Source organism: Aeromonas sp. 160P, assembly GCF_055193095.1.
On sequence record NZ_JBUXKV010000001.1, the window covers coordinates 1,485,950 to 1,509,899 of the forward strand.

General features: G+C 58.2%; 23 protein-coding genes. 7 read left to right on the plus strand and 16 right to left on the minus strand.

What is annotated here, in order from left to right; genetic code table 11:
* Positions 1-39: 39 nt before the first annotated feature.
* The 10 genes from ACY8FN_RS07080 to ACY8FN_RS07125 form a co-directional block, all read right to left on the minus strand.
* Positions 40-1,791 (minus strand): GmrSD restriction endonuclease domain-containing protein, encoded by a 1,752-nt coding sequence (locus tag ACY8FN_RS07080; protein WP_463099582.1) that lies wholly within the window; start codon positions 1,789-1,791, stop codon positions 40-42.
* 799 nt (positions 1,792-2,590) lie between these two features.
* A complete protein-coding gene (locus tag ACY8FN_RS07085; protein ID WP_463099583.1) occupies positions 2,591-4,228 on the minus strand; it encodes a methyl-accepting chemotaxis protein in 1,638 nt (545 codons plus the stop codon).
* A 258-nt stretch (positions 4,229-4,486) separates the two neighbouring features.
* The gene (locus tag ACY8FN_RS07090; protein ID WP_463099584.1) at positions 4,487-5,347 is read right to left on the minus strand and encodes a TIGR03899 family protein; all 861 of its coding nucleotides are present in this window, start codon (positions 5,345-5,347) and stop codon (positions 4,487-4,489) included.
* 104 nt (positions 5,348-5,451) lie between these two features.
* The gene (locus ACY8FN_RS07095) at positions 5,452-5,925 is read right to left on the minus strand and encodes a DUF3299 domain-containing protein (RefSeq protein ID WP_463099585.1); all 474 of its coding nucleotides are present in this window, start codon (positions 5,923-5,925) and stop codon (positions 5,452-5,454) included.
* Positions 5,926-5,956: 31 nt separating this feature from the next.
* A complete protein-coding gene (locus ACY8FN_RS07100) occupies positions 5,957-7,204 on the minus strand; it encodes an ABC transporter permease (RefSeq protein ID WP_463099586.1) in 1,248 nt (415 codons plus the stop codon).
* Positions 7,205-7,280: 76 nt separating this feature from the next.
* On the minus strand, positions 7,281-7,970 hold the full coding sequence (locus tag ACY8FN_RS07105; protein WP_463099587.1) for an ABC transporter ATP-binding protein: 690 nt from the start codon (positions 7,968-7,970) through the stop codon (positions 7,281-7,283).
* Between the two features lie 4 nt (positions 7,971-7,974).
* A complete protein-coding gene (locus ACY8FN_RS07110; RefSeq protein WP_463099588.1) occupies positions 7,975-8,565 on the minus strand; it encodes a DUF2796 domain-containing protein in 591 nt (196 codons plus the stop codon).
* Between the two features lie 30 nt (positions 8,566-8,595).
* Positions 8,596-8,895: a DUF2607 family protein gene (locus ACY8FN_RS07115; RefSeq protein ID WP_101315627.1), complete on the minus strand. Its 300-nt coding sequence runs from the start codon at positions 8,893-8,895 to the stop codon at positions 8,596-8,598.
* Positions 8,896-8,939: 44 nt separating this feature from the next.
* On the minus strand, positions 8,940-9,482 hold the full coding sequence (locus ACY8FN_RS07120; RefSeq protein WP_463099589.1) for a YtfJ family protein: 543 nt from the start codon (positions 9,480-9,482) through the stop codon (positions 8,940-8,942).
* A gap of 220 nt (positions 9,483-9,702) precedes the next feature.
* Entirely contained in the window at positions 9,703-10,593 is an 891-nt protein-coding gene (locus ACY8FN_RS07125) for a hypothetical protein (protein ID WP_463099590.1), read from the minus strand.
* A 139-nt stretch (positions 10,594-10,732) separates the two neighbouring features.
* Between ACY8FN_RS07125 and ACY8FN_RS07130 the strand changes: the two genes are divergently transcribed.
* Positions 10,733-11,080, plus strand: a complete 348-nt coding sequence (locus ACY8FN_RS07130; protein WP_438579694.1) for a hypothetical protein — start codon at positions 10,733-10,735, stop codon at positions 11,078-11,080.
* A 28-nt stretch (positions 11,081-11,108) separates the two neighbouring features.
* On the opposite strand, the gene ppa is transcribed toward ACY8FN_RS07130, so the two are convergent.
* The 3 genes from ppa to ACY8FN_RS07145 all read right to left on the minus strand — a co-directional run bounded on the left by ppa (position 11,109) and on the right by ACY8FN_RS07145 (position 14,428).
* The gene (gene ppa / locus ACY8FN_RS07135; protein ID WP_005313216.1) at positions 11,109-11,639 is read right to left on the minus strand and encodes an inorganic diphosphatase; all 531 of its coding nucleotides are present in this window, start codon (positions 11,637-11,639) and stop codon (positions 11,109-11,111) included.
* Positions 11,640-11,855: 216 nt separating this feature from the next.
* Positions 11,856-13,436: a DUF3369 domain-containing protein gene (locus ACY8FN_RS07140; protein WP_463099591.1), complete on the minus strand. Its 1,581-nt coding sequence runs from the start codon at positions 13,434-13,436 to the stop codon at positions 11,856-11,858.
* A 110-nt stretch (positions 13,437-13,546) separates the two neighbouring features.
* Complete coding sequence (locus ACY8FN_RS07145; protein WP_463099592.1) at positions 13,547-14,428, minus strand: LysR family transcriptional regulator; 882 nt, start codon at positions 14,426-14,428, stop codon at positions 13,547-13,549.
* 157 nt (positions 14,429-14,585) lie between these two features.
* On the opposite strand from ACY8FN_RS07145, the gene ACY8FN_RS07150 reads away from it, so the two are divergent.
* Together ACY8FN_RS07150 and ACY8FN_RS07155 are read left to right on the plus strand one after the other, a co-directional pair.
* Positions 14,586-14,987, plus strand: coding sequence for an SMR family transporter (locus ACY8FN_RS07150; protein WP_139730238.1), 402 nt, complete (start codon positions 14,586-14,588; stop codon positions 14,985-14,987).
* Positions 14,975-15,295, plus strand: coding sequence for an SMR family transporter (locus tag ACY8FN_RS07155; RefSeq protein WP_139690879.1), 321 nt, complete (start codon positions 14,975-14,977; stop codon positions 15,293-15,295). Before ACY8FN_RS07150 ends, ACY8FN_RS07155 begins: the two co-directional genes overlap by 13 nt.
* Before the next feature lie 90 nt (positions 15,296-15,385).
* Here the strand turns inward: ACY8FN_RS07155 and gloA2 are convergent, their stop codons facing one another.
* The 3 genes from gloA2 to hrpB form a co-directional block, all read right to left on the minus strand.
* Positions 15,386-15,787, minus strand: coding sequence for an SMU1112c/YaeR family gloxylase I-like metalloprotein (gene gloA2 / locus ACY8FN_RS07160; RefSeq protein WP_139690880.1), 402 nt, complete (start codon positions 15,785-15,787; stop codon positions 15,386-15,388).
* Positions 15,788-15,845: 58 nt separating this feature from the next.
* Positions 15,846-18,161 (minus strand): penicillin-binding protein 1B, encoded by a 2,316-nt coding sequence (gene mrcB / locus ACY8FN_RS07165; protein ID WP_098970503.1) that lies wholly within the window; start codon positions 18,159-18,161, stop codon positions 15,846-15,848.
* A 109-nt stretch (positions 18,162-18,270) separates the two neighbouring features.
* Positions 18,271-20,718: an ATP-dependent helicase HrpB gene (gene hrpB / locus ACY8FN_RS07170; protein ID WP_463099593.1), complete on the minus strand. Its 2,448-nt coding sequence runs from the start codon at positions 20,716-20,718 to the stop codon at positions 18,271-18,273.
* Positions 20,719-20,893: 175 nt separating this feature from the next.
* Between hrpB and thpR the strand changes: the two genes are divergently transcribed.
* The 4 genes from thpR (at position 20,894) to gluQRS (ending at position 23,750) form a co-directional block, all read left to right on the plus strand.
* Complete coding sequence (thpR, locus tag ACY8FN_RS07175) at positions 20,894-21,421, plus strand: RNA 2',3'-cyclic phosphodiesterase (RefSeq protein WP_463099594.1); 528 nt, start codon at positions 20,894-20,896, stop codon at positions 21,419-21,421.
* Positions 21,418-22,143 carry a DNA/RNA nuclease SfsA gene (sfsA, locus tag ACY8FN_RS07180; protein WP_463099595.1) on the plus strand — a complete coding sequence of 242 codons (726 nt, stop codon included), beginning with the start codon at positions 21,418-21,420 and terminating at the stop codon, positions 22,141-22,143. The genes thpR and sfsA overlap by 4 nt, the downstream gene beginning before the upstream one ends.
* Before the next feature lie 137 nt (positions 22,144-22,280).
* A complete protein-coding gene (gene dksA / locus ACY8FN_RS07185; protein ID WP_042023554.1) occupies positions 22,281-22,730 on the plus strand; it encodes an RNA polymerase-binding protein DksA in 450 nt (149 codons plus the stop codon).
* A 111-nt stretch (positions 22,731-22,841) separates the two neighbouring features.
* Entirely contained in the window at positions 22,842-23,750 is a 909-nt protein-coding gene (gene gluQRS / locus ACY8FN_RS07190; protein ID WP_463099596.1) for a tRNA glutamyl-Q(34) synthetase GluQRS, read from the plus strand.
* Positions 23,751-23,950: the final 200 nt, after the last annotated feature.

Sequence of the window (23,950 nt, forward strand, 5' to 3'; positions counted from 1 at the left end):
GGCGTTTGCCCCCTTGTTTATTGTTTTTCAACTTATGCGTTATGCTATATTGCGTTTTAGTAACTTCTTAAACTCCATTACGAGCATTTTTTCTCTTTCTTCTATAAATTGTCTGAAGTTGTCTAATGTAAGGTCAACATCTGGGATATAGTGTTTTTCCATATATGCTTTTCGATCCTTTTCATTAGGAAATTTTTCTTTTATCCAAGCATCAAATTCCTTCCCAGATTTTTCTTGGTTAGGAATGCCCTCAAGTAGCTGTAAATTAGCTAGGTAATTATAGTTGTCGAGATAGAATTCGATGTCGTCTGGATTTATTCCTCGTTTCTCAAGCCGCTTTCGAGTAAATAGTTTTTTTGGGAATATGTGGTCTTGGTGGAATTTATTTCTGAAGTCAAGTGATGGATAGATATATGCAAGCACAGAATAAGTATATGCTTGTGCATATTGATAATACAAAAGATTGTCTATTTCATCATCATCAAATGATATTGCTTTAGCCCCACCCTTCAGTTTATTGATTATATCAATAAGTGGAAACCCATCTTCAGAGGCGTTGATAGCCTCACGAATAGGCCTAAGAACATTATCTGGTTGCCCACTAAATGTTCTTTTCAAAAGTACCATCACAAGCCAATTAAAAATCTTTTGCCGTTCATGTTGATATTTTGCTGACGCAGAAAAATTCTCTGGACTGCCTATTTTATATAGATATCCTGCTATAGGTATCAATGCATTATTTGAGGTTAGTGTCTCTCTGTGATAACCAAAGCTTGAAATCAATACAATAGCAGATCTGATAGCTTTAGTTATGTCGTCCCATTGTTTTTCAATGGAAAGCATATTTTCTTGGTTGAAGTTATCTACTTTAAATGCTATATCCCTAAAGCCAGATATAACGAGACAACTTTTCAATACAAAATCTTTGTTAATATTGAAGCCATCACCTATTGAGTTGATTTCATCTACAAATGCTGTAATTTCCTCTCTGGCATCTTTTTCTTTCCATTGTGCAGTCGCTATAGAGAGTAAGAGATCAGAGTAACTTAATTGAGTTCCTCCACTATTAACGCGAATGAAAATATTTAAAACCTTATCTAAACTCCCATCTTTTTCCAAAAAGAAATTTATAGATTTATTTTTATGGACAATTTCCCATAATTTATATAAAACTTCGTTTGCAAATTCAGCTTTATCTTCTTCGACCTTGAGCAAACCATTTTTGATTAGATATTTATTTATGTCAGCAGGTTTTTCGAGGTCAAGAATATCACCCACAATAAACCAAAAATGATCACCATCGGGTTGCTGACGTTCATTTTTTGTTAAGAATTTAAAATCATATACAAAGTCAGCATCCTCTGACCGTGAAAGTAGATTAAGGCATAGTTTTCTTTTCGGGAATGCAGTATCATTATCCCATCTCTTTCGAGGGAGTTTATAGGAATAAGTTCCTTTTAGTCCTATATATAAAGATGTAAGGCGCTGTTGACCATCTAATATAGCGGTTATTCCACTCTCGCCACTTATATCTGCTTTTGGATTATGTGTGTTGTCTCGCTCGTGGTACTCACGAACAAACTCATAGAACTGAAAATTCTTGATATTCTCTTTCTCAACCTCCCAAAATAAAAATGAACTTATGGGGTAATCCCTCATCAATGAATCAAAAAGCCGTTCTATCTGATCCGTCCCCCAAACAAATTCACGCTGAATGGCCGGAAGCAGATAAACTTTCTTATGTACACTGTCAATCGCCTCTTTTATCGTTATCGGTTCTACAAATGCCATTCAAATTTCTCCGCCTTATTGTTATGACGATTCAATATAATCGGCAGCAAGAAACAGAGCGAAGATGCACTGTTGGCTGTCCGAGTAGACTGTGTTTCTATAAGCATGCCTTTACTGTTCTAGATGAAATTCCTGAATAGCTATCTCGTATATTGGGCTAAAAATCGTAGGTTGGTGCTGAACGAAGTGAAGCCCAACGTTTACCGCGAAACGTATCTGCAAATTTGTTCTACCGATCAACCCAATCCATGTTTATCCCGCTCTGGTTGAGGTGATCATGCTTGTCTGTTGGGCTTCGCTACGCTCTGCGCCAACCTACACGAAATGAAGCCCAACGTTTACCGTGAAAGGTATATGCAAATTTATTTTACCGATCAACCCAACCCATGTTTATCCCGCTCTGGCTGACGTGATCATGTTCGTCGGTTGGGCTTGGCTGCGCTCTGCATCAACCTACAAAACACACGCTACCGCCCCTGAATTTCAGCCTCCAGCTTGCTGCTTTTTACCTGCGTTTTGGCACTGGCTTGGCTCATGGCTGATTCCAACGAGAGGTTGCCAAGCGGCTATGTTACCGAACGGGGCTGGTGTGGAAAGCGCAAGCGGACGGTTTTCTGAGCAAGATCAATAAATTAATAAATAACGGACGGCGATATGACCACCCAACAACGGCGGCCATCAGCGCAGAGGGAAATCGGACGGGGAAGCGGCAGTCTCGCCAGCTTATTGGCGGGCACTAAAAAACCCTATGGGCCTGCGGGCCCATAGGGTTTTTCTGCGGTGATTGTTTGTGTGGTGATTATCTCGCTTGGCGTAGCGGCACTGCGCGGGTGGCCGCTGCTTCATAGCGGCTTTGGGTGGCCGGGGCGGTTTTCTGGAACTGGCGCACCAGCCGGTCGAGGTCGCTCAACTGGGTCACCAGCTGGGTGATGCCGTGCACGGCGTGCTGGCTGCCGACGCTAGAGTCATCGGCCAGGGTCTTGATGCTGAGCACGTTGCGGTTGATCTCGGCGGTGACGTGGGATTGCTCCTGCACCGCCTGGGCAATCTGGCTACTGCCGGAGGCGACCTGCTGCAACATGTTGTTGATCTGCTGCAGTACCGCGCCGGTGGCCGATGCCTTCTGCTGGCAGCTGTCGGCGAGCTGGCACCCTTTCTCCATCGCTTGTTCTGCCTGGCCCGAGCTGCTTTGCAGTTCGGTGATCATCTTCTGGATCTCGCTGGTCGAGGATTGGGTCTTGATGGCCAGCGAGCGGATTTCGTCGGCCACCACAGAGAAACCGCGGCCCGCTTCGCCAGCTCGCGCCGCTTCGATGGCCGCGTTGAGGGCCAGCAGATTGGTCTGGTTGGCGATGTTGTTGATCACATCAAGGATGCCGTCGATATCGCGGCAGTGGCTGACCAGGGCGCTGATGACGGTTTTGGAGGTGGTCAGCTCGCTGTTCATACCGGCCACGGCGGCCACGGTTTCGGCCACGCTGCTGTTGCCGCTTTTGAACAGCACGGCAGTCTCATCCAGCAGGCTGGAGGAGTCGCTGGTGCTTTGCGAGACCTCGCGGATTGACTCCGACATTTCGGTAACGGCGGTCGCCACCTGATTGGTTTCGGCTTGCTGCTGTTGCAGGTTGTCGGTGATCGATTCGGCGTTGCGCAGATCCCCCTCGGCGGCCTGCAGGATCTTGCTGCAAGTCTGCTGGGTGCGGGCCAGCACGGCATTGAATTCGGCCTGATTGAGCAGCATCGAGAGTTCGATGGCGGCGATGTTGTCCACCTTGCTGGTGTAGAGCAGCTGCATCAGCGGGTTGTCAAAGCGGCTGCGGGCCATTTTGTTGAGCTTGCCAAGGCGGCGGGAGAGGGCATTGAGGGTCACGGCGGCCACCGCCAGCGGGAGGGCGACCAGCGCCAGTTGCCAGTCCATCTCGAGGTTGTAACCCAGCGCAAACATGGCGAGCAGGCTCAGCAGCAGGCAGAGGTTGATGGCCAGGGTGTGGGAGAAGGTAGGCAGCTTGAGTGCCAGCGGCAGCTTGTCATTGCGCAGGTCGGCATAGACCTTCTCGGCCCGCTGTTTGATCTCTTCGCTCGGTGCGGTGCGCACAGATTGATACTCCACCACCCGGCCACTGGCATCCTTGATGGGGGTGACAAACGCACTGACCCAGTAGTGGTCACCGTTTTTGCAGCGGTTTTTCACCGGCCCCATCCAGCTCTTGCCATCACGGATATGGTTCCACAGATCGGCGAAGGCCTGTTTCGGCATGTCCGGGTGGCGCACCAGATTGTGATGTTCCCCTGTCAGCTCATCGAGCGAGAAGCCTGCAATGTCGCAGAACTCGTCGTTGGCATAAGTGATGCGACTCTCCAGATCCGTGGTGGAGATCAGGCTCTGGTGGTCTGGATAGAGGCGTTCCCTTTGGGTAACCGGTTGATTGATTCTCATGGCCTTGCTCCCGAGCTGTGGTGGTTAAGTTTTGAACTGTATCAAGACCTGGTGCAAAGGGCGGGCCATCAATCACATCAAGTGATTTTTGTGTCAATAAAGGGGCGCAGCCAGTGATAGTGGCGGTGCTGCCGTTGCAATGTGCAAAAAACGGGCAGCGAGAGACGAGGAGAGCTGCATTTTGCACCTCACTTTGCTGAGTGAGGTGCAGTGAGCGGGATCTACGGGGAGTCGCTGGGCGTGTTGCCCCATCGACGATCAGGGGGCTGCGTCAGGGGTATGCGGTGTGGTCTCGCTGGCCAGCTGCATCACTTCGATCTGGATGCTCTGCACCAGCACGGTTTTCAGATCCTGCAGGTACTCCTCCAGCGGCGACTCTTGCAGCAGCTGGGCGAGCTCGTTGCCCACCGGGGTGAGCCGGTAGTAGAGCAGGGTGATGTTGTGCTGCTTGCACTGCAGCCGCCAGCGCTGGTTGCCGAATTCCAGCTCGACCCCATCGGCGGGCAGCGGGCCGGATTCCAGCTCGCCGCGGTGCAGCAGACCCAGCTCGAACAGCTGCAGCAGGGCGTTGTAGGGCAGCCGGTATTTGCCAAGGCCGAGCCGGGTTGCCTTGGCGCGGCTCAGCAAACTGGCCCCCTTGTGTAGCCCCAGCAGCAGCCGCTGCTCGTCACTGCCGGTGTAGCGGCAGGTCAGCGAACAGATGCGCTGGAACAGCTGGGCCTCCCGTTGGGTCATCTCTTTGAGGGTGGAGAGCGCCCGGATGGAGAAGCGGCCCGGGGTGGCTATCTCCAGCGCAAAGATCCGCCCCCACAGCTGCTGCATCGGCACCATGCTGATATCTTCCGCCAGATGCAGGAAGCGGGTCAGCCAGTCGCTGTCCATCTCCCCTCCGGCTGCCGTCTCTTCGCAGTGGCGAGCGGCCATCACCATGATGGCTTCCAGATTGCGCTGGCGGGCGGCCTGATCCGCCAGATGGCGAAAGGTGGCGCGCTGTTCAAAGGTGCTGTCGCTGTTGCGGGTGAGCATGCCGTCGATACCACGACTGCGGGCCAGACGCAGGGTCTGCTCCTGACTGCTCAGGATCGAACTCTCTTTCTTGGGGGGCGGGAGGTCTGCCATGCTGACTCCATTAGCACAGGTTCAGGAGATGAATGTTACTCCAACCCTGAGGCCAAGATAACAAAGCGGCCTCCGTGGAGGCCGCTTTTTTTTCAACAGGAGGATTACTCCTCGTAGACGCTCACTTCGACCGCTTCCATCGAGTAGGAGGCGGTGGCCATCTCGTGGCTGGAGCTGATAGTGCGCATCTTGCCTTTTACCCAAATGGCATCCCACAGATCATCCACCGGCGCACCCTTGGGGTAGCTCACATAGATCACCTGATTGGTGGGGGGCGGCGGCACATGGATGCAGGCGCCGAAGTAGGGCACCAGCAGAAAGGCGGTGATCTTCTTGGCATCCCCTTCCAGCGGTACCACGAAGCCCGGAATGCGCACATCCTGGTTGTCCAGCTTCTTGTTCACTCCCCCCACCGGCTGCGGCATCGACATGGGATCTTCGTGATTGACCTGCGGGGGTGGCAACAGCCGCTCCCCTTCCGGGATCAGCACATCCCAGTCGATGGTCTTGTAATCGGCGGCCATGGCGGGCAGCACCAGCAGGCTGGCGAGCAGCGCCACTATTTTCCACTTCATCATCTGTCCTTCTGTTTCTATTTTTGGCGTCTCGCTAGACGCGAATACTCATGCCATCGCTCAGGCTGTAGCGGTAAGCGCGGGCTGCCGGGAGCAGGCCGATCACCATGCCTGCCAGCCACACCACCCCCAGCAACTGCCATTCGTAGGTGCTCGGCAGCCCCAAGCTTAATTGCAGGCCATAGTGGCTGAGCAGCCATGGCGTGGCAAGCCCCTGCCCCAGATAGAGCACGGCGACCCCGAGGAGGATGCCGACCGTGGTCAGCGCCATCGCCTCCAGCGCCAGCAGCAGGAACAGGTGGGCAGGGCCCGCGCCGAGGGATCGCAGAATGGCCAGCTCCCGGCGCCGCTCGTTGAGCCCCGCCAGCAAGGTGGTCAGCATGCCGATAAGACCCGCCACTACCACGAAACCGGCGATCACCGACAGCGCCGTTTCCGCCACGCTCATCAGGCTCCACAGCTCCTGCAGGGCGGCACCGGGCAGGATCGCCATCAGCGGCTCTTTGGCATAGGTGTTGACGCTGCGCTGCAGCTGGAACGCCAGAATGCGGTTGCTCAAGCCCACCATAAAGGCGGTGATGGTTTTCGGGGTGAGATCCAGCGCCAGCGCCTGCTCGGCGGTCACGTTCTTGCTGTGGCGGCCGGTGTCCCAGCCCAGATGGATCGCCTCGATCCCCGCCAGCGGCACATGGATGGTGCGATCGATAGGGGTGCCGGTGGGCGCCAGAATTCCCACCACCTTGAACGGCAGATTGTCGTGCTGGCTAAACGAAGTATTGCCAGCGCCGTGGGCGATGACGATGGCCTGATCGAGCCGATAGCCCAGCTTCTCGGCCACCTGAGCGCCGAGCACCGCTTCAAATGGCGTCTCGAACGGTCGCCCCTCCCGCAGTTGCAGCGACTGTTGCTGACCGTACTTCAGGTGAGTGAAGTAGTCGCCGTTGGTGCCGAGTACCCGAAATCCCTTGTGGGAGTCACCGAGGGAGAGGGGGATGGTCCAGGCAACGCCGGGTTTCTGCTTGATGGCCTGATAGGAGTCCCATCCCACGTTGTTGGTGGGGTTGCCGATGCGAAACACCGAGTAGAGCAGCAGGTTCACCTGACCGGAGCGGGCGCCGACGATGAGATCAGTGCCCGAGACTGTGTTGGAGAAGCTTTCGCGCGCCTGGGTGCGCACTCGTTCCACCCCCAGCAGCAGGGTGACGCTGATGGCGACGGCCAGCAGGGTGAGCCCGGCGGTGAGGCGGCGGGCCCAGAGACTTTGCAGGGCGAGCTTTAGCATGATGCCCTCCGGTTTTGTGGTCGTACCGCGTGGGTGCACATGGGGTTGATCAGGGCTATGCAGTGGTGATGGGTGATCAGCATGTGGCCTTCCTGTTGAGCTGTTGCAGATTTTCAACCCGCGGGAACAGGGGTTCGAGGTAGGGGTCGTGGCTGACGAAGATCAGGGTCGAGCCCTGCTTGTCGCACTCCTCGAACAACAGCTTGATAAAGGCCGCCCGGTTATCGGTATCGAGGGCCGAGGTGGGCTCGTCGGCGATCACCAGCGGCGGCGAGCCGATCAGTGCCCGCGCGGCGGCAACCCGTTGCTGCTGGCCGATGCTGAGGGCATGCACGGGGCGATGCAGTGCGTCGTCCGGCAGTTGCAGCTCTGCCAGCAGACGGCGCGCCTCCTGCTCCGGACTGCCCTGCAGGCGGGCCCGCTTTTCGGGGGAGAAGGTGAGGGCAGCGGTAACGTTGTCCTGCACCGAGAGAAAGGGCAGCAGATTGAACTGCTGGAAGATATAACCCAGATTGGCCGCCCGGAAGTGGTCACGGGCACGGCCAGAGAGCTGGGCCAATGGTTGGCCCAGCACCTCCAGGGTGCCGTGGTTGGCGGTCTGGATCCCGGCCAGCAACCCGAGCAGGGTCGATTTGCCGGAGCCCGACGGGCCCTTGATAAAGACCCGCTCACCTTCGTTGATGGTGAGGGCGGGCAGATCGAGTACAACTTCATGACCCGGCCAGGCAAAGGCCAGATCGCGGATCTCAACCACGGCTTTTTTCATGGTGTTACCAGCTCAGCTTGTTGGCGGACGGGGTCAGCTCGCCAGCGGTCTGGCCGGTGGGCAGGATCCCCTGCACGCTCAGCTTCTCAAGGCTCGGATAGACACTGAACAGGGTCGCCTCAAGGCCGGTGAGTTTAGCCGGCGTGGCGCAGGTGTAGGTGTACATGGCGCCCAGATCGGCGTGACCCGCTTCGCCATGATCATGGTGGTGATCATGTTCGTCGCTGGCAGCCTTGTCATGGTCATGGTCATGGTCATGGTCGTGATCATGCTCTTCTTTGGCGGCCTGCAGCTCCTGCTTGGTCAGTTTGCAGCCAGCGGCCGGGTCGAAGCGGAACAGGGCGTCAGGCTGCTGGAGGCGGGCGACCGCCTTGGCATACTGCGCCTTCTCTTCATCGCTCTTGGCGGCGTGCTCGAAGCCCACCAGATCGGCCGCGGGGGCTTGCAGCTCGATCATCAGCTGGTCGCCATCGACCACCAGATTGAGGTGGCCGTGGCCATGCTCGTGGGCGCCGTGGCTGTGGCTCTCGTGTTCGTCGTGATTTGCGTGTGCGCCAAAGGCCGCAGCGGCCAGCAACAGAGTAACTGCTTTCATCTTTAATCCTTTTTCAAAAAAATAGCCAAATTAAACAAATGGATAGAGAAAAGCAGAGGCTGGCGGCGCACGGATGGCATAACTGTGGAGTGCGGCAGAGTTGGCCGATAGTTGCATGCTTGCAACAACGGGCAGAACGGCAGTCGCACTGGGGAAACAATAGGGGGTTGCGGTGATGACTTGCTTGCCATCCAGATGGAGGGCGCAAACCAGACAGTGATGGTCGTCGTGGCCGGGCAGGGCGGATTCAAGCTGATGCCGGGCAAGGGCAGGCTGCAGCCATAACCAGCCCAGCAGCAAGATCCAGATTTTCAGCTTGATACGACCCATAGACCCTTATGGAAAGGGCGCCATCAGCGCCCTTTCTCTCTGACTTAGAGATGGGACTTGATGAGCCCCATCACGGTAGTAATGTTGTTGGCATCGAGCGGGCCATCTTTGGCAAACAGCACCTTGCCCTCTTTATCCAGCAGGATGATCGCCGAGCTTTCCGGCGTCAGATCCCAGGCGTTGCGTGCCATGCCCTTGGCATCCAGCACCATGGCGGACCAGGGGAACTCTTTCTTGCTATCCTCGGCGCTGCTCTTTACGAAGCCGGAGGTGCCCCAGATGGCGTCATTGCTGTTGATGATGGTGACGGTCTGGTACTTGTCCTGCGGCAGCTTGGCCGCCTTGATCGCCTCGATCATCGGGGCGTTCAGCTCCTTGGCACTGGAGCGACCGGCAATATGCTGGATCATGAACACCTTGCCAGTGAGAGACTGGCTCTGCCATGGCTGGTAGCCGATATCCTTGCCGCTGAGTACCAGCTCACCCTGATCACTGACATTGACCAGCGGTACCGGGTTGCCATCCTTGATGTTGTGAGCAAAGACCAGAGATGGCAGCAGCGCCAAAGTAAGTACCAGATGTTTCATCCTGATGACACTCCATTTGTTATGTTATAACGAGTTTCGGATTGAGGGAATGGGCGAGCTTCATCCTAAACTGATCGGATCTGTTTAAAAAGTGTTAAATAAGATCGCAATTCAGAAGCGTCTGTGCCCCGCCAGTCAGGAGGTTGGCTGGCAAGGGCGGTTAGGATGGCATGACATCGATAAAAATCAATGAATTGGCTGCTGGTCTGAGGTGTCAGCGTCAGTAGAGCGATTCGCTGATGAGGGGGATCTTGGCCATGGTCATCTGCTGGGCCAGCAGGGACGAGCCGGTCAGCAGCACATGGCGCTGATTGTTGATCACCACCACATCACCGGGTACGCCACTATCTGCCGTAATGGCGAGCCAGGCAGGGGAGACGCTGCCGATGCTGATGTTCGGATAAATGATGCTGAGCACATATTGCGGGGCCAATTCCGCCAGCAGGCTGGCCATTAACAGCGCCTTTTCGTCGCTGTCGGCCTTGTTGTCCTGCAGGGCTTGCAGTGGCGATGCGAATTGACTCAGCTGTTCTGGTTGGGTCGGTATGGCGTTCAGCCACTCCTGCAGCAGGCTGACGCTGGTGCTGAGATCTTTGGCGGCAAACTGCTGTGCCAGCGGTTTGAGTTGGCCCTTGAAGTGGTAGAAGAGCTGGGAGTAATCGGGTCGTACGCAAGGCAACTTGCGATTGCTGGGGTGGACGCAGGGCACCACTTTCATCTGGTAAAAAGCATCTTCCTGATACTGCTGATAGGCTTGCCAGAACAGCATTGATTCCGTGCTGTCATCACGCAGGGTGAATGCCTGCTCCAGATTGCGAAACTTGGTGGCGGTCTCCGGGCTGCTCTGGTTGATCAGGTTGATGCTGTTGTAGAGCCGCGGGCTGATATAGGCGTAGAGGGTCTCCAGCGGATTGGTGAGGGAGGCGTCCAGCAGGCTCATTTCGTGACGACTGGCCGCAATCACCTGATCGTCAGTGGTCAGCTGGAAGTGCTTGCGCTGACCATCGGTGGATTGCCACTGCCAGCTCATGTTGATCTCGTTGGCATTAGCAGTGGTGCCAAACGTTGTGCCGAGAGTGAGGCTGAGCAACAGGGTCGGGATCGGCTTCATGGTGGTGCTTCCTGCCGTGGACGATAATTAACAACTAGGTGAGGCGGCAGCACTTTGGTGAAGTTTCGTTTTGTGATCTGGATAACAGATTGATGTCACTTTTAATTTAATTGTGAAATTAAGTCACGCAGGAGGGAACATGAAGCCTTGGATCATAGCGGTGTGGGGGTTACTGAGCCTGCCGGCCATGGCGGGTCAGGTGATCGTCAACCAGGGGCTGTCTATTGGGGATACCTTTGCGCTGCGCGATCAGCTGGCGCGCGAACATGAATGGCAGGAGTGGTTGCGCTATCAGCAGGCCATCAAGTGGCTGGAGGTGTTGCCGGTCAACTGCGAGCTGATGAGCCAGCCGGGCGGTGGTTATCGCTGCGGTGGCGACTACTATCGCCCCTACCAGAAAGATGGCCGTGAAATATACATTCAGGGCAATCCTGCCGGAGATGCGGCCGGTCAGCTGCCGCAAATACCCACAAAAAAGGCGCCATAAGGCGCCTTTTTTCCATCCAGAGCAGCGCTTACTTGGCAGCGTAACGCTCGGCAGAGGTGACGATCTCGGCTTCGGCAGCGGCCTTGTCGCCCCAACCTTCAACCTTGACCCATTTACCTGCTTCCAGCTCTTTGTAGCGCTCGAAGAAGTGCTGGATCTGGGCTTTCAGCAGTTCCGGCAGATCGTTCACATCCTTGATGTGGTCGTACTGCTTGGTCAGCTTGGAGTGCGGCACGGCAACGATCTTGGCATCTTCGCCAGACTCGTCGGTCATCTTCAGTACACCGACCGGGCGGCAGCGGATGACAGAGCCAGCCAGCAGCGGGTAAGGGGTCGGAACCAGTACGTCGACAGGGTCACCATCCAGAGAGAGGGTCGCGTTCACGTAGCCGTAGTTGCACGGATAGAACATCGGGGTGGACATGAAGCGATCGACGAAAATTGCGCCGCTGTCTTTGTCGACTTCGTATTTGATCGGGTCGGCATTCTGCGGGATCTCGATGATGACATAGATATCGTCGGGCAGGCTCTTGCCAGCCGGTACCAGGTTCAGGCTCATGATTTTTCCTTCGTTGTTAGTATCAGGTTTGCAGGGCGATATTATAGCGATGTGATGTTAAATGACCATATTTCAGCGGCTATCGCGGACAAAGAAGGGCGATGTCTCTGGTTTGCGGCGGTTTGATGTGTGTGGAATGCAACAAAGCGGCTGTTTTGATGCCATGCCGGTGGCTTTGGCCACCGGCATGGCATGGTGAGTTGCGAGCAAAGGGGGTCAGAGCGAGTAGGGGAGCCTCGATTCGTTGACCAGCCGCGACAGGGCTGTCACTACATGAGGATCGAACTGGGTGCCGGAACGGGACTGGATATACTCCATGGTTTGCGCCAGCGTCCAGGGCTCTTTGTAAGGGCGCTTGCTGAGCAGGGCATCGAATACGTCGACCACCGCCACGATGCGGGCCGAGAGAGGAATTTGCTGGCCAGCTAACTGTTGTGGATAGCCCTTGCCATCGAAATGTTCATGGTGGCCCCGGGCGATTTCGGCCCCCAGCGAGAGATAACTGGTGCCCTCCACCATCTCCCCCGCCTTGTGCAAGATATCGGCACCGATACCGGCGTGTTGTTCCATGATGACTCGCTCGGGCGGATCAAATTTCCCCGGCTTGTGCAGAATATGATCCGGGGTGCCCACCTTGCCCACATCGTGCAGGATGGAGGCCATGCCAATCATTTCGACAAACTCCGGGGTCAGCTGCTCGGGAAACGCCGCCATCTGTTGCAGCTCTTCCACCAGTGCATCGGAGAGTTTCTGGACTCGCAATACGTGATCGCCAGTGTCAGAGTCGCGAAATTCCGCCAATGCCGCCAGCGCCACCACAGTTGCTTCCTGGGCGCGCAGCAGCTGATTGTAGAGGTAGAGATTGTCGTATGCGGCCGAAATTCGTTGGCAGAAGACATCCAGCAGATCGCACTCGAGTGGGTCAAGAGGCTGGGTCGGGGTGAAGCTCAACACGAACTCCCGGCCATTTTGGGCGGCGATATAGAGGGAGTCCTGCGGGTGTTCAAAGCGGTTGCAGCGCGCTGCCAAGGCTTTGCTCACCGAGTCGTTGAGGGTGGGGAAGTCGGTGATCTTGCCATCGTCCAATAAGGTCTCGTAGTCACCTGTTGCTGCCAGGATCTCCAGCCCCAGCTCGCCGGGACGGCGCTCGGCACAGATAGCCCCCTCGGTGCCCACATCGAGAATGGCGCTGATCTGTTTCAGTACGCCGGAGGCAAACTCCTTGAGCGAATGCAGGTGATAGAGATCACCCGCCCCTTCCAAAATTTTGCCGAGTCCCTGGCGACTTTTATCGATGGCGCTGAGGGTCTCGTAAGAGCGCAGGGAGGCGATGACGGTGGTAAACAGTTTTTGTACCGTCAGCTCGGTCTTGGTCTTGTAGTCGTTGATGTCGTAATCGAGGATCACCCGCTGCTCGGGGGCCTGGCCGGGCTGGCCGGTACGCAGCACGATCCGCACCAGCGAGTTGTGCATTTCGTTGCGGATCCGGTGCACCAGCCGCAGACCGGCATCTTCGGTCTCCATCACCACATCCAGCAGGATCAGCGCAATTTTGGGGTTGGCCTCCAGCATGCGGCCAGCTTCGGCGCCGCTGTAGGCATTGAGTAGCTCCAGCGGGCGGGATTTGTAGTGAATGTTGGAGAGGGCCAGGCGAGTGGCGTGATGAATGTCTGGCTCATCATCCACGATCAGCACTTGCCATGGGTTGAGTGCCTTGGGGACTACGACCTCGTCGTCGTCGAGTTCGATGATGTCGTCGTCCAGCCAGATGTCGTCCTTGTCTTGGGCACTGCTCATATCGGATCCGCCTCCAGGCGTTCAATGAGTATCTGAACAGTATGCATGATCCCCCCTCGCGGGATCACCAAGATACGTCTATATCGTGAGCTGGCTCCACCTCTTTATCCCTATTCGAAGGGCTCCAGGTATGTCTGGATCGATTTCTTCAGCCAGGCCAATACCTTGCCGTGATAGGCGTTTTCCGCCAGATAGACGCCATAGTCCCGCCACTGCAGGCTGAACTTGTGTTTCAGGGTCAGCAGGGAGCCCTGTCGCAGTTGGCTCTGGATCAGTGGCGAGGGGAGCACCGCCCAGCCCAGCCCGTCCAGCACCGCATTGCGCATCAGCTCGAAGCTGGAGAGGCCGATATGCTTGCCGCCAACCGGCAGCAGGCTTTTTACAGAAAATTCATCCACATATGAGAGAGTGACCTGAGTATGCTCGGTCAGATCCTGCTGCAACACCCGCTTCAGGCTGGCCAGCGGATGGCTGGGGGCCACCACCATCATGGTACGGATCGGGTTGAGCACGTCGATATTGAGGCCGCTGCGCTCCTGATCCTCGGTGATAAGGCCAAAAGCGGCGTCGACGAAGCCCTCTTCCACCAGCGCGGGCAGTTCGGGCGGGGAGGCGAGTACCAGTGAGATGCTGGTTCCGGGGAACTGGCTGTGCAAGGCGGCCAGCAGCTCGCGCCACACCTGTTCGGGGATGGCATCATCGCGGGCGATCCGCAGCGCCACCTCGGCCCCCGACGCGTAATGCTCGCACTTCTGTTGCAGGCTGTTGGCTGCCTGCAACAGGCGGGTGCAGTCATCCAGCACCAGCTCCCCGATCTCGGTCAGCCGACTCTGGTTGGCGCCGCGTTCAAAAAGTTCGACGCCAAGCTCGACTTCAAGAGCTGCGATGGCAGTACTGACGGCGCTGCGGCTCTTGCCAATACGCCGGGCTGTACTGGCGATGGAGCCACTGTTGGCTGATTCTACAAAGAGTTCTATCTGATAAAGCTTCATGCTGATGCGTCATGACGGAGTGTTCTAGCACCACCTTAGCCCGACCTCTGATAGCAAGGCAAACTGTAAGCGTCTGATAAATCGACGCTCAGCGATTCCTGCCCGCGTTGTGACTGCGGCTATCATCTCTCCCGTCGCAGCAATTAAAGGAAAACATATGTTAATCAGTCGCATGCTTTTAGCGCGGATATTTTTGACGGGCGCCATCATCACCGAAGTGGCGGGGACCTCCAGTATGGCGATGATCCCTGAGGACGCCGCGGGATGGATGAATTACCTGCCGATGTGGGTACTGATCTCGATCTCCTACCTGTTACTGGCCAAAGCCGCCAAAACAATCTCCATTGGTATTGCGTTCGCGTTGTGGGAGGGGTTGGGGATTGCACTGATCACCGTCGTCTCCGTGCTGTTCCTCGATTACAACCTGAACGCTCAGGAGCTAATCGGTCTGGCGCTGGCAATAGTGGGTATTGTTATGGTGACCATGGGCGAAACCCATGATGACCCGGTGACCAGCAGTGAAACGAATAATGCGAAGGAGGCGGTATGCACCCGTTAATTATCGTGTTTGGCGCAGCCCTGCTGGATATCGGTGCCAATATGGCGATCAACCGTTCGCGGGGGTTCCGCTACAAAGGGTGGGGCGTGTTGGGGATTGTGCTGGTACTGGGAGCCTTTACCCTGCTCTCCGAAGTGGTTAGCAGTGGCAAGATTGACCTTGCCGTGGCCTACGCCACCTGGGGTGCCATCGGTATTCTGGGTACCGCACTGGGTGGTTTGCTCATCTTCCGTGAGCGACTCAAGCCCATCGGCTGGGCTGGCATGATGGTGATGGCGCTGGCCGTCGCCATGCTGACCACCGCCTGATAACGCTTTATCAATGACCAAGCCGCCCGGTTTCGCCGGGCGGCTTTTTGTTTGGCCGATTGTTTGGCCGATTGTTTGGCTGACGCAGACTCAGCGTGGCGCTTCGTAGAGCTCCAGCGGCAGGCCGTCGGGGTCGGCGAAGAAGGTGAAGCGCTTGCCGGTCAGCTCGTCCACCCGCACCGGCTCTACCGCCACCTGATGAGTCAGCAGATGGGCGATGACCCGGTCTAGATCGCTGACCCGAAAGGCGAGATGGCGCAGACCGCAGGCTTCGGGCGTGGAGGGGCGGCTGGGGGTGACAGGGAAGCTGAACAGCTCCAGCTGGCTGCCATCCGGCAGGGCCAGATCCAGTTTCCACGACTGGCGTGCTTCGCGCAGGGTCTCGGCGATGATGGGTAGCCCCAGCACCTGGTGGTAGAAGTGGCGCGAGCGTTGGTAATCGCTGGCGATGATGGCCACATGGTGAATGGCGTCAAACAGCGGAAAGGTCATAGTGCTTCCTTGTCAGCAGCATAGTGAACGGGCAGCCTGTGCTGCCCGTCCTGTTGATTTAGTTGAAGAAACTACCGAGCAGGTCATCCAGTGCACTGCGCGGTGAGCTGCTGGCACAACCGGCCGGAGATCCCATGGTGGCGGTCTTGGCCGGTACTTGCAGGCTACCCGGACAGCCGTTGGTGACGTGGGTACCGCTGGCGCGGGAGAAGTTGGCCCAGCTGACCCCTTCCGGCATCTTCAGCCCCAGACTGTTGACGCCGCGCTGGCTCATGTAGCCGCTAAAGAGTTGCAGGGCGCCGCTGGCACCGGTCAAGCCCGCCGGGGTGTTGTCGTCGCGACCGACCCAGATGCTGACCAGCTCGTTGTTGTCCAATCCGGCGAACCAGGAGTCGCGCAGCTCGTTGGTGGTGCCGGTCTTGGCGGCCATGGTGGCACCGGGGAACTTGGCACTGAGCGCGCGGGCCGTGCCCTGACTCACCGTTTTGGTCATGGCGAACAGGGTCAGCCAGCTCGCCTGCTGGTCGGTGACCCGCTTGGCGGTCTGATCATGCTGATAGAGCAGGGCACCATCCCCATTGACCACGGCGCGGATCGCCGACAGCGGCTGGGTCAGCCCCTGATTGGCGATGGGCAGATACATCTGGTTCACCTCCATCGGCGAGAGGGCCACCGCCCCCAGCACCAGCGATGGATAGGGCTGGATCTCCTGCTGGACTCCCAGCTTGTGCAGGGTATCCACCACCTTCTCCAACCCGACCTGCAGACCCAGATTGACGGTCGGTACGTTGAGGGAGCTGGCCAGCGCATCCATCAGCGGCACGCTCTGGCGGAACTTGCGATCGTAGTTTTGTGGTGTCCAGATCTGACCATCCTGACCGCGAATGCGGATCGGCTGGTCCTTGAGCGGGGTCGCCAGGGTCAGACCGTTAGAGAGGCCAGTCAGATAGACCGCCGGTTTGACCAGGGAGCCAATCTGGCGGCGGGCATCCAGCGCCCGGTTGAAACCGGCGTAACGGGGATCCCGGCCACCCACCAGCGCCACCACTTCCCCTTTATGCCAGTCAGAGACCACCATGGCGGCTTCGAGGCGTTTCTTGCCACGCAGCTTCTCGATATCGCGCAGGCCGAACTCGACCGCCTGCTCGGCCGCATGCTGGGCGATAGGGTCGAGGCTGGTGAAGATCTTGAGGCCAGACTGTTTGAGCAGATCGGCACCGAAGCGGCTCTGGATCTCCCGCTTGAGCAGCCCCATAAAGGCCGGGGTGCGGCCATAGCTCATCTGGCCACGGGCGATGATGCCGAGGGGCTGGCGGCTGGCCAGATCATACTCGGCCGGTTGCAGGCTGCCGTGATCCATCAGCAGTTTCAGCACCAGATCGCGGCGGGTTTTGGCCCGCTCCGGGAAGCGCCAGGGATCGTAATAGGAGGGGCCCTTCACCAGCCCCACCAGCAGGGCTACCTGATCGATATCCAGCTCGTTGGCCGGAATACCGAAATAGAAGTAGGAGGCGAGGCCAAAGCCGTAGACCCCTTGCGAGAAGTTCTGCCCCAGATAGACCTCATTGAGGTAAGACTCGAGGATCTCGTCCTTGCTGTAGCGATAGTCGATCAGCACCGCCATATAGGCTTCCTGCAGTTTGCGCCACAGGCTGCGTTCACGGGTCAGGAAGAAGTTTTTGGCCAACTGCTGAGTGAGGGTGCTGCCCCCCTGCACGGTACGGCCCGCCAGCAGGTTAGCCGCCATGGCGCGGATGATGGCCACCGGCGAGACGCCGCCATGCTGGTAGAAGTCGCGATCCTCGGTGGTGAGCAGGGTCACCAGCAGGCTGTCGGGCACCTCGGCGAGGCGGACCAGCAGGCGATCTTCCCGATCCTCGGTGTTGAGGCGATCGAGCAGCACCGGGTCCATCTGGGCGTAACCGAGCTGGCGCTGGTTCTCCAGCGACTGGATCCCCTCAAGACGCGGACCGTTGAAGGTGAGGCGCAGGCCACGGGCACCATCGGCCCCGTCATAGAACTGGAACGGGCGGCGAATCAGCTCGATACGGTTGCCATTGATGCTGTATTCGCCGGGGGTATGGGGTTGACGCACCTGCTTGTAGCTCAGCATGTTGAGTTCGCGCAGCATCTGGGCCTGGGAGATACGCTGGCTGGGGTAGAGCTCCAGCGGGCGGCTGTAGACCATCACCGGCAGTTGCCACTTCTCGCCGTCGAAGCGCTCGCGCACCTTGGTATCCAGATAGATGCCGAATACCACCATAAAGGCCGCCACCACCAGGGAGAGCTTGAAGCCAAGCCAGAACAGCTTGCGCCAGATGGTGCGTTTGGGAGCTGCCTTCTTGGGGGGGCTCTTGCGTCGTTGGGTTGCCATGGTTCCTCTTTACCTGTTCGTCATTATTCGTTGTGTTGCCATCGCGGCGTAATCGAACGATCGCGGCCGATTATCCATCAAATGGTCGGTGAGATTTCGTTCATCGAACCTACAACCCCATCTTCTTCTTGATGACCTTGGTCGGCATCGCCTCCAGCGGATTGTCCGGCCAGTAGTGGCGGGGATAGCGCCCCTTCATCTCTTTCTTCACCTGCTCGTAGGAGCCAGCCCAGAAGGCGGCCAGATCGGCGGTGATCTGCAGCGGCCGCTGGGCGGGGGAGAGCAACTCCACCACCAGCGGCACTCGGCCATCGGCCACGCAGGGGGTCGAACCTTGCCCGAACATCTCCTGAATGCGCACCGGGATCACCGGTGCCTGCCCCGGCTGATAGCGGATCCGCACCCGGCTGCCGGTCGGCGCAGCAAAGTGGCTCGGCAGCGCCTCGTCCAGTCGCTTGGGCAGCGGCCAGGGCAGGGATTGGCGCAGAATGTCGCCGAGGTTGAGCTTTTTCAGCTGCTCCAGCCGGGTCATGCCACTCACCGCCGGTAGCAGCCACTGTTCCAGTCCGGCCAACAGGCTCTCGTCATCCATGGCGGGCCACTCCTCATCGGGCAGCCAGTCGTGGGCGCAGCGCAAACGGGCCAGCAGCCCTTCGCTGATCTCGTCCCAGGGCAGCACATGCAGCCCCTTGCGGCGAATGCCTTGCAGCAGGCAGCGCCCTTTCTGCTCGTCAGAGAGTTCGGTCAGCGGTCGCTGGCTCAGTACCAGTTCGCCTAACACCAGCTGGCGTTCGGCGCGCACCCGCTCTTCCCGTTCATCCCAGTCGAACCACTGCCGCTCGCTCACCAGCTCCGGCAGCAGGCGTACCAGCTCGTCCAGATCGACCGGTTCGGCGATAAAGATCCGGCTGCCGCGATCGTTCTGCCCCATCTCGATGGCGATCAGGGCTGTTTGTCCCTGACAGGGATGACCTTCTACCAGATCGCAGCTCACCCCACCACTGAGTTGATAGCGACTGCCGCTGCGCAGCTTGCCGATACGATCCGGCCAGGCGAGGGCGCAGAGCAGCCCCAGCCACTGGCCCTGCGCATTGGCAGGGCGGGTGCAAAGCCGTTCAAACCAGCGGGCGGCCCCCTGCCGCAGGGCGCTTTGACGGCGGTGGAACAGCACCGAGAGGCGTTCCGAGCCTCGCATATCTTCTTCCTGCAACGCCACCAGATATGCGGCATCGGCGACAATCCCTGTCAGACCCCCGGACTCCAGTTCGCGGGCCCGCAGCAGCATGCGGGCGAGGCGAGGATGGGTACCGAAGGCGGCCATGGCGCGGCCAGCGGCAGTAAGTTGTTGCTCACCCTCCGGCTTCATGGCGCCAAGGGCCACCAGCAGCCGCTGGGCGTTGGCCACCGCAGCGGCGGGGGGCATGTCCAGCAGTGGCAGATCTTCCACCTTGGCGCCCCACTGGGCTGCGTCCTGCAGCAGGCCGGTCAGCTCCTGGGTCAGGATGTCGGGCGGACTCTGCTCGGCGAGCCGCTCCTGTACCTCGCTGCTCCAGAGTCGGTAGCAGACACCGGGGCCGAGACGACCGGCGCGGCCTGCCCGCTGGGTAGCGGAGGATTTGGCTATCTGGCGGGTCTCCAGTCGGGTGACGCCGCTTTTCAGATCAAACGAGGCGCGCCGCTCCAGCCCGCTGTCGATCACCACCGAGATCCCCTCGATGGTGAGGGAGGTCTCCGCCACATTGGTGGTGAGCACCAGCTTACGACGGCCCGCTGGCGCGGGTTCGATGGCTGCCTGCTGGGCCGCCATGTCGAGGCGACCGTAGAGGGGGGCGAGGGTCACATCGTCCGGCAGCTTGTCTGCCAACCATTGCGCCAGCCGCTCGATCTCCCCCTGTCCCGGCAGAAATACCAGCAGGCTGCCGCGGTGGGCGGCCAGCGCTTCGAGCACCACGGCGCCGACCTGCGGCTCCAGCCACTGCTGGCGGTTGGCGGGGCGGTAGTGGTAGTCGATGGGAAAACCGCGCCCCTCGGAGCGAACCACAGGGGCATCCGGCAACAGGCGCTCGAGCGCCATGCCATCCAGGGTGGCGGACATCACCAGCAGCTTGAGGTCATCGCGCAGCCCTTGCTGGCTCTCGATGGCGAAGGCCAGCGCGGTATCGGCATGCAGGCTGCGTTCGTGGAACTCATCGAAGATCACCAGCGAGACACCGGTCAGCTCCGGGTCTTGCTGCAACATCCGGGTCAACACCCCTTCGGTGACGATCTCGAGCCGGGTCTGGCCACTGGTGCGGCTCTCGCCACGGACCCGCAAGCCAATGCGCTCGCCCACCTTCTCCCCCAGCTGGCGTGCCAGAAAACTGGCGATATTGCGCGCCGCCAGCCGTCTTGGCTCCAGCATGATGATGCGGCCGGGCAGCCGGTTCTGGCGCACCAGCTCCAGTGGCAGCAGGGTCGATTTACCCGCGCCGGGGGGCGCCTGCAGGATCACGCTGCTGTGGCTGTCGAGGGCGGCAAAGAGTTCGGGCAAGACCGAAACGATGGGGAGCTGGGACAAAGCGATGGGAACCTTCTGTGACGAGCGGGAAATCGGCGCCTATTCTGCCACAGCCAGCCGCGCCACCGTGAGTGGATGTGACAGGCTGGCCAGTCGGGCGGGTGGCGAGACACGGCCGGATAGCTGTCATAGAATGAGGCCATCCAGTGAGTGTTAAAGAGGTACTCTCATCGATATGGCAAAACTCTTCTTTGCTCTGCCCATCAAGGCGCTCGCCCCCGAGCTTATCGGCTGGCGCGATCAGCAGTCCTGGCCCGGTCAGCCGGTGCCGCAAGCAAACCTCCATCTGACCCTGGCCTTTCTGGGTGAGGCGGACGAGCTGACCACCCGCCGCCTGATTGCCGCTGTTGAACACCAACACTGCCCGCCGCTCGCCATCAGGCTGGATGAGACCGGCTGGTTCAGCCGGGCCAAGGCCGCCTGGATCGGCCCGAAAGAGTGGCCCAACGAGCTGAACGTATTGGCCCGGGCGCTGCGTCGCCACGGCGAGAAGCTGCGTCTTGGCAATGGCGAGCAGGGTTATCGCCCCCACGTCACCTTATCGCGCAAGGCGGGTGAGGCGCCGGCACCCCTGCCAGCCCCAAATTTTTTGCTGCAGGCCGATGAGTTCTGCCTCTATCAATCGATCTCGACCCCGGACGGGGTTCGCTACCAGCCGCTCGCCTGCTGGCCGCTTCGTACCAGAGAGAAGGTAAGTGCATGAAGTTTGATCCGCCATTGCAATCCGGTCAGCTTATTTCGCGCTACAAGCGCTTTCTGACCGATGTGCAACTTGATAACGGTGAGCTGATCACCATCCACTGCGCCAATACCGGTGCCATGACCGGCTGCGCCGAGCCGGGCACCCGGGTCTGGTACTCCACCTCCGACAATCCCAAGCGCAAGCTGCCCAACAGTTGGGAAATTGCCGAGAGTCCGGCGGGCCACTTTATCTGCGTCAATACCGCCCGCGCCAACCAGATCGCCCGCGAGCTTATCGAGCAGCAGGCGCTCGCCCCGCTGGCGGGTTACAGCCGGTTGCGCACCGAGGTGAAGTATGGCGAAGAGAACAGTCGCATCGATCTGCTGCTGGAAGATGACGAGAAGGGCAGTTGTTACATCGAGGTAAAATCAGTGACCCTGCTCGATGAGCTGGAAGGGGCTGGCATGGGTTACTTCCCTGATGCGGTCACGGCCCGTGGTGCCAAGCACTTGCGCGAATTGATGGCAATGAAAGCGGCAGGCCACAGGGCTGTGCTGTTATTTATGGTGTTGCACTCCGGAATAACCCGGATGCGCCCTGCAACCCATATAGATCCGCACTATAGTCTGCTAATTGAGCAGTCAATAGCAGCCGGGGTTGAAATTTTATGCTATCGGCCCCATGTTGGGATCTACGGCATGGTGGCTCAGAATTTTATTCCGTTTGAATCTGGCCACTTGTGATCCGAGGGATGTGGATAAATATAGGATTAGGTAACATTATTGGTACGGCTCGTTTGCTTACCCGTTACCCTTCTGCTATAGATGTCGCCCTCAATTTATGGATGGCACGTGTAGCGTGTTGAATTAGGAGACAGGGCATGCCAACAGGCGAAAGCAGAAAATCTCTGGGCCCCCTGGCGATTGCGGGTGTCGAGCCTTACCAGGTCCAGCCGGGTGAGGAGTACATGAATGACAAACAAAAGACGCATTTTCGCAAGATCTTGGGCGCCTGGCGTAATCAACTGATGCAGGAAGTTGATCGCACAGTTGATCATATGAAAGATGAAGCCGCTAACTTTCCGGATCCGGTAGATCGTGCCGCGCAAGAAGAAGAGTTTGCTCTCGAGTTGCGTACCCGGGATCGTGAGCGCAAATTGATCAAGAAGATCGAGAAGACCTTGGTGTTGCTTGAAGACGATGATTTTGGTTACTGCGAGCATTGCGGTATCGAAATCGGTATCCGTCGTCTTGAAGCCCGTCCTACCGCCGACCTTTGTGTCGACTGCAAGACGCTGGCCGAGATCAAGGAAAAACAGATGGCCGGTTGATCCCGCCCCTCTGACAGATAAAAAAGGGAGCTCGCAGGCTCCCTTTTTTATTGAGCTTTTGGCGGGTGGCCCCCAGAATGCAGCCTCAATGTATTGCTTACCCGAACCGCCATGTCAGTGAATACCACGTCCTTACCCCACATACGCCCCTATGTCGGTCGCTTCGCCCCCTCACCCTCAGGCCCGCTTCACTTCGGCTCGCTGATTGCGGCACTTGGCAGTTTTTTGCAGGCCAGAGCACAGCAGGGGCGCTGGTTGGTGCGGATTGAAGATATTGATCCACCGCGGGAGATGGCGGGGGCCGCGGGTCTGATCCTCAAAACGCTGGAGGCATACGGCTTGGAGTGGGACGGGGAGGTGATGTACCAAAGCGATCGCCACGACCGCTATGACCAGATCATCGAGCAGCTCTATCAGGCTGGTGACCTCTACTGGTGCCGTTGTACCCGCCGGGAAATCATGGCTGCGGGGGGGCTTTATAGTGGCCACTGTCGCACCCTCGGGCTGACTGCAGCGGGTTGCGCCGCCCGGTTGCGCCAGCACCAGCCGGTCTACCGTTTCGACGACCGGTTGCAGGGCCATATTGCGGTGCCTGCGGCGCTGGCCGAAGAGGATTTTATTATTCGCCGCCGTGATGGCCTCTATGCCTACAACCTGGCGGTGGTGGTGGATGACATGGACAGCGGCATCACCGAGATAGTGCGCGGCGCCGATCTGCTGGAGCCGACGGTGCGCCAGATTGCGCTCTACCAGACCCTGGGGGCGCCGGTGCCTGACTGGGTGCATCTGCCGCTAGCGGTGCTGGCCGATGGCAACAAGTTGTCGAAGCAGAACCATGCGCCGGCACTGGCGCTCGATGAGGTGCGACCGGCCCTGTGGCAGGCGCTGCACTTCCTCGGCCAGTGTCCCCCTCCCGAGCTGATGGCGAGCCGGATCGACGAAATCATCGGGTGGGGCATTGCCAACTGGCGGCTCGAACGGGTGCCCGCCAGCCAGAAGATCCCGCTGGACGTTGAGTAAAGAGAGCCGGTTTTCGTGGGATCAGGCGTGAGCTATGCACAGATAGACCGCTATTTTTGCTGACAGACGGTTTCATGCGGGATCAATTGTCAGCACGGTTTTTCATTTGGTCAGGTGTGGGCTATGCACAGATAGACCGCTATTTTTGGGGCTGGTTTGATTCAAATGAAGTGAAGTCACCACATGGTTTTTCACTTGGT

Bases quoted from the DNA above. Each gene is read 5' to 3' on its own strand.
- ACY8FN_RS07080 (WP_463099582.1), bottom strand. From the start codon at position 1,791: ATGGCATTTGTAGAACCGATAACGATAAAAGAGGCGATTGACAGTGTA.
- ACY8FN_RS07085 (WP_463099583.1), bottom strand. From the start codon at position 4,228: ATGAGAATCAATCAACCGGTTACCCAAAGGGAACGCCTCTATCCAGAC.
- ACY8FN_RS07090 (WP_463099584.1), bottom strand. From the start codon at position 5,347: ATGGCAGACCTCCCGCCCCCCAAGAAAGAGAGTTCGATCCTGAGCAGT.
- ACY8FN_RS07095 (WP_463099585.1), bottom strand. From the start codon at position 5,925: ATGATGAAGTGGAAAATAGTGGCGCTGCTCGCCAGCCTGCTGGTGCTG.
- ACY8FN_RS07100 (WP_463099586.1), bottom strand. From the start codon at position 7,204: ATGCTAAAGCTCGCCCTGCAAAGTCTCTGGGCCCGCCGCCTCACCGCC.
- ACY8FN_RS07105 (WP_463099587.1), bottom strand. From the start codon at position 7,970: ATGAAAAAAGCCGTGGTTGAGATCCGCGATCTGGCCTTTGCCTGGCCG.
- ACY8FN_RS07110 (WP_463099588.1), bottom strand. From the start codon at position 8,565: ATGAAAGCAGTTACTCTGTTGCTGGCCGCTGCGGCCTTTGGCGCACAC.
- ACY8FN_RS07115 (WP_101315627.1), bottom strand. From the start codon at position 8,895: ATGGGTCGTATCAAGCTGAAAATCTGGATCTTGCTGCTGGGCTGGTTA.
- ACY8FN_RS07120 (WP_463099589.1), bottom strand. From the start codon at position 9,482: ATGAAACATCTGGTACTTACTTTGGCGCTGCTGCCATCTCTGGTCTTT.
- ACY8FN_RS07125 (WP_463099590.1), bottom strand. From the start codon at position 10,593: ATGAAGCCGATCCCGACCCTGTTGCTCAGCCTCACTCTCGGCACAACG.
- ACY8FN_RS07130 (WP_438579694.1), top strand. From the start codon at position 10,733: ATGAAGCCTTGGATCATAGCGGTGTGGGGGTTACTGAGCCTGCCGGCC.
- ppa (WP_005313216.1), bottom strand. From the start codon at position 11,639: ATGAGCCTGAACCTGGTACCGGCTGGCAAGAGCCTGCCCGACGATATC.
- ACY8FN_RS07140 (WP_463099591.1), bottom strand. From the start codon at position 13,436: ATGAGCAGTGCCCAAGACAAGGACGACATCTGGCTGGACGACGACATC.
- ACY8FN_RS07145 (WP_463099592.1), bottom strand. From the start codon at position 14,428: ATGAAGCTTTATCAGATAGAACTCTTTGTAGAATCAGCCAACAGTGGC.
- ACY8FN_RS07150 (WP_139730238.1), top strand. From the start codon at position 14,586: ATGTTAATCAGTCGCATGCTTTTAGCGCGGATATTTTTGACGGGCGCC.
- ACY8FN_RS07155 (WP_139690879.1), top strand. From the start codon at position 14,975: ATGCACCCGTTAATTATCGTGTTTGGCGCAGCCCTGCTGGATATCGGT.
- gloA2 (WP_139690880.1), bottom strand. From the start codon at position 15,787: ATGACCTTTCCGCTGTTTGACGCCATTCACCATGTGGCCATCATCGCC.
- mrcB (WP_098970503.1), bottom strand. From the start codon at position 18,161: ATGGCAACCCAACGACGCAAGAGCCCCCCCAAGAAGGCAGCTCCCAAA.
- thpR (WP_463099594.1), top strand. From the start codon at position 20,894: ATGGCAAAACTCTTCTTTGCTCTGCCCATCAAGGCGCTCGCCCCCGAG.
- sfsA (WP_463099595.1), top strand. From the start codon at position 21,418: ATGAAGTTTGATCCGCCATTGCAATCCGGTCAGCTTATTTCGCGCTAC.
- dksA (WP_042023554.1), top strand. From the start codon at position 22,281: ATGCCAACAGGCGAAAGCAGAAAATCTCTGGGCCCCCTGGCGATTGCG.
- gluQRS (WP_463099596.1), top strand. From the start codon at position 22,842: ATGTCAGTGAATACCACGTCCTTACCCCACATACGCCCCTATGTCGGT.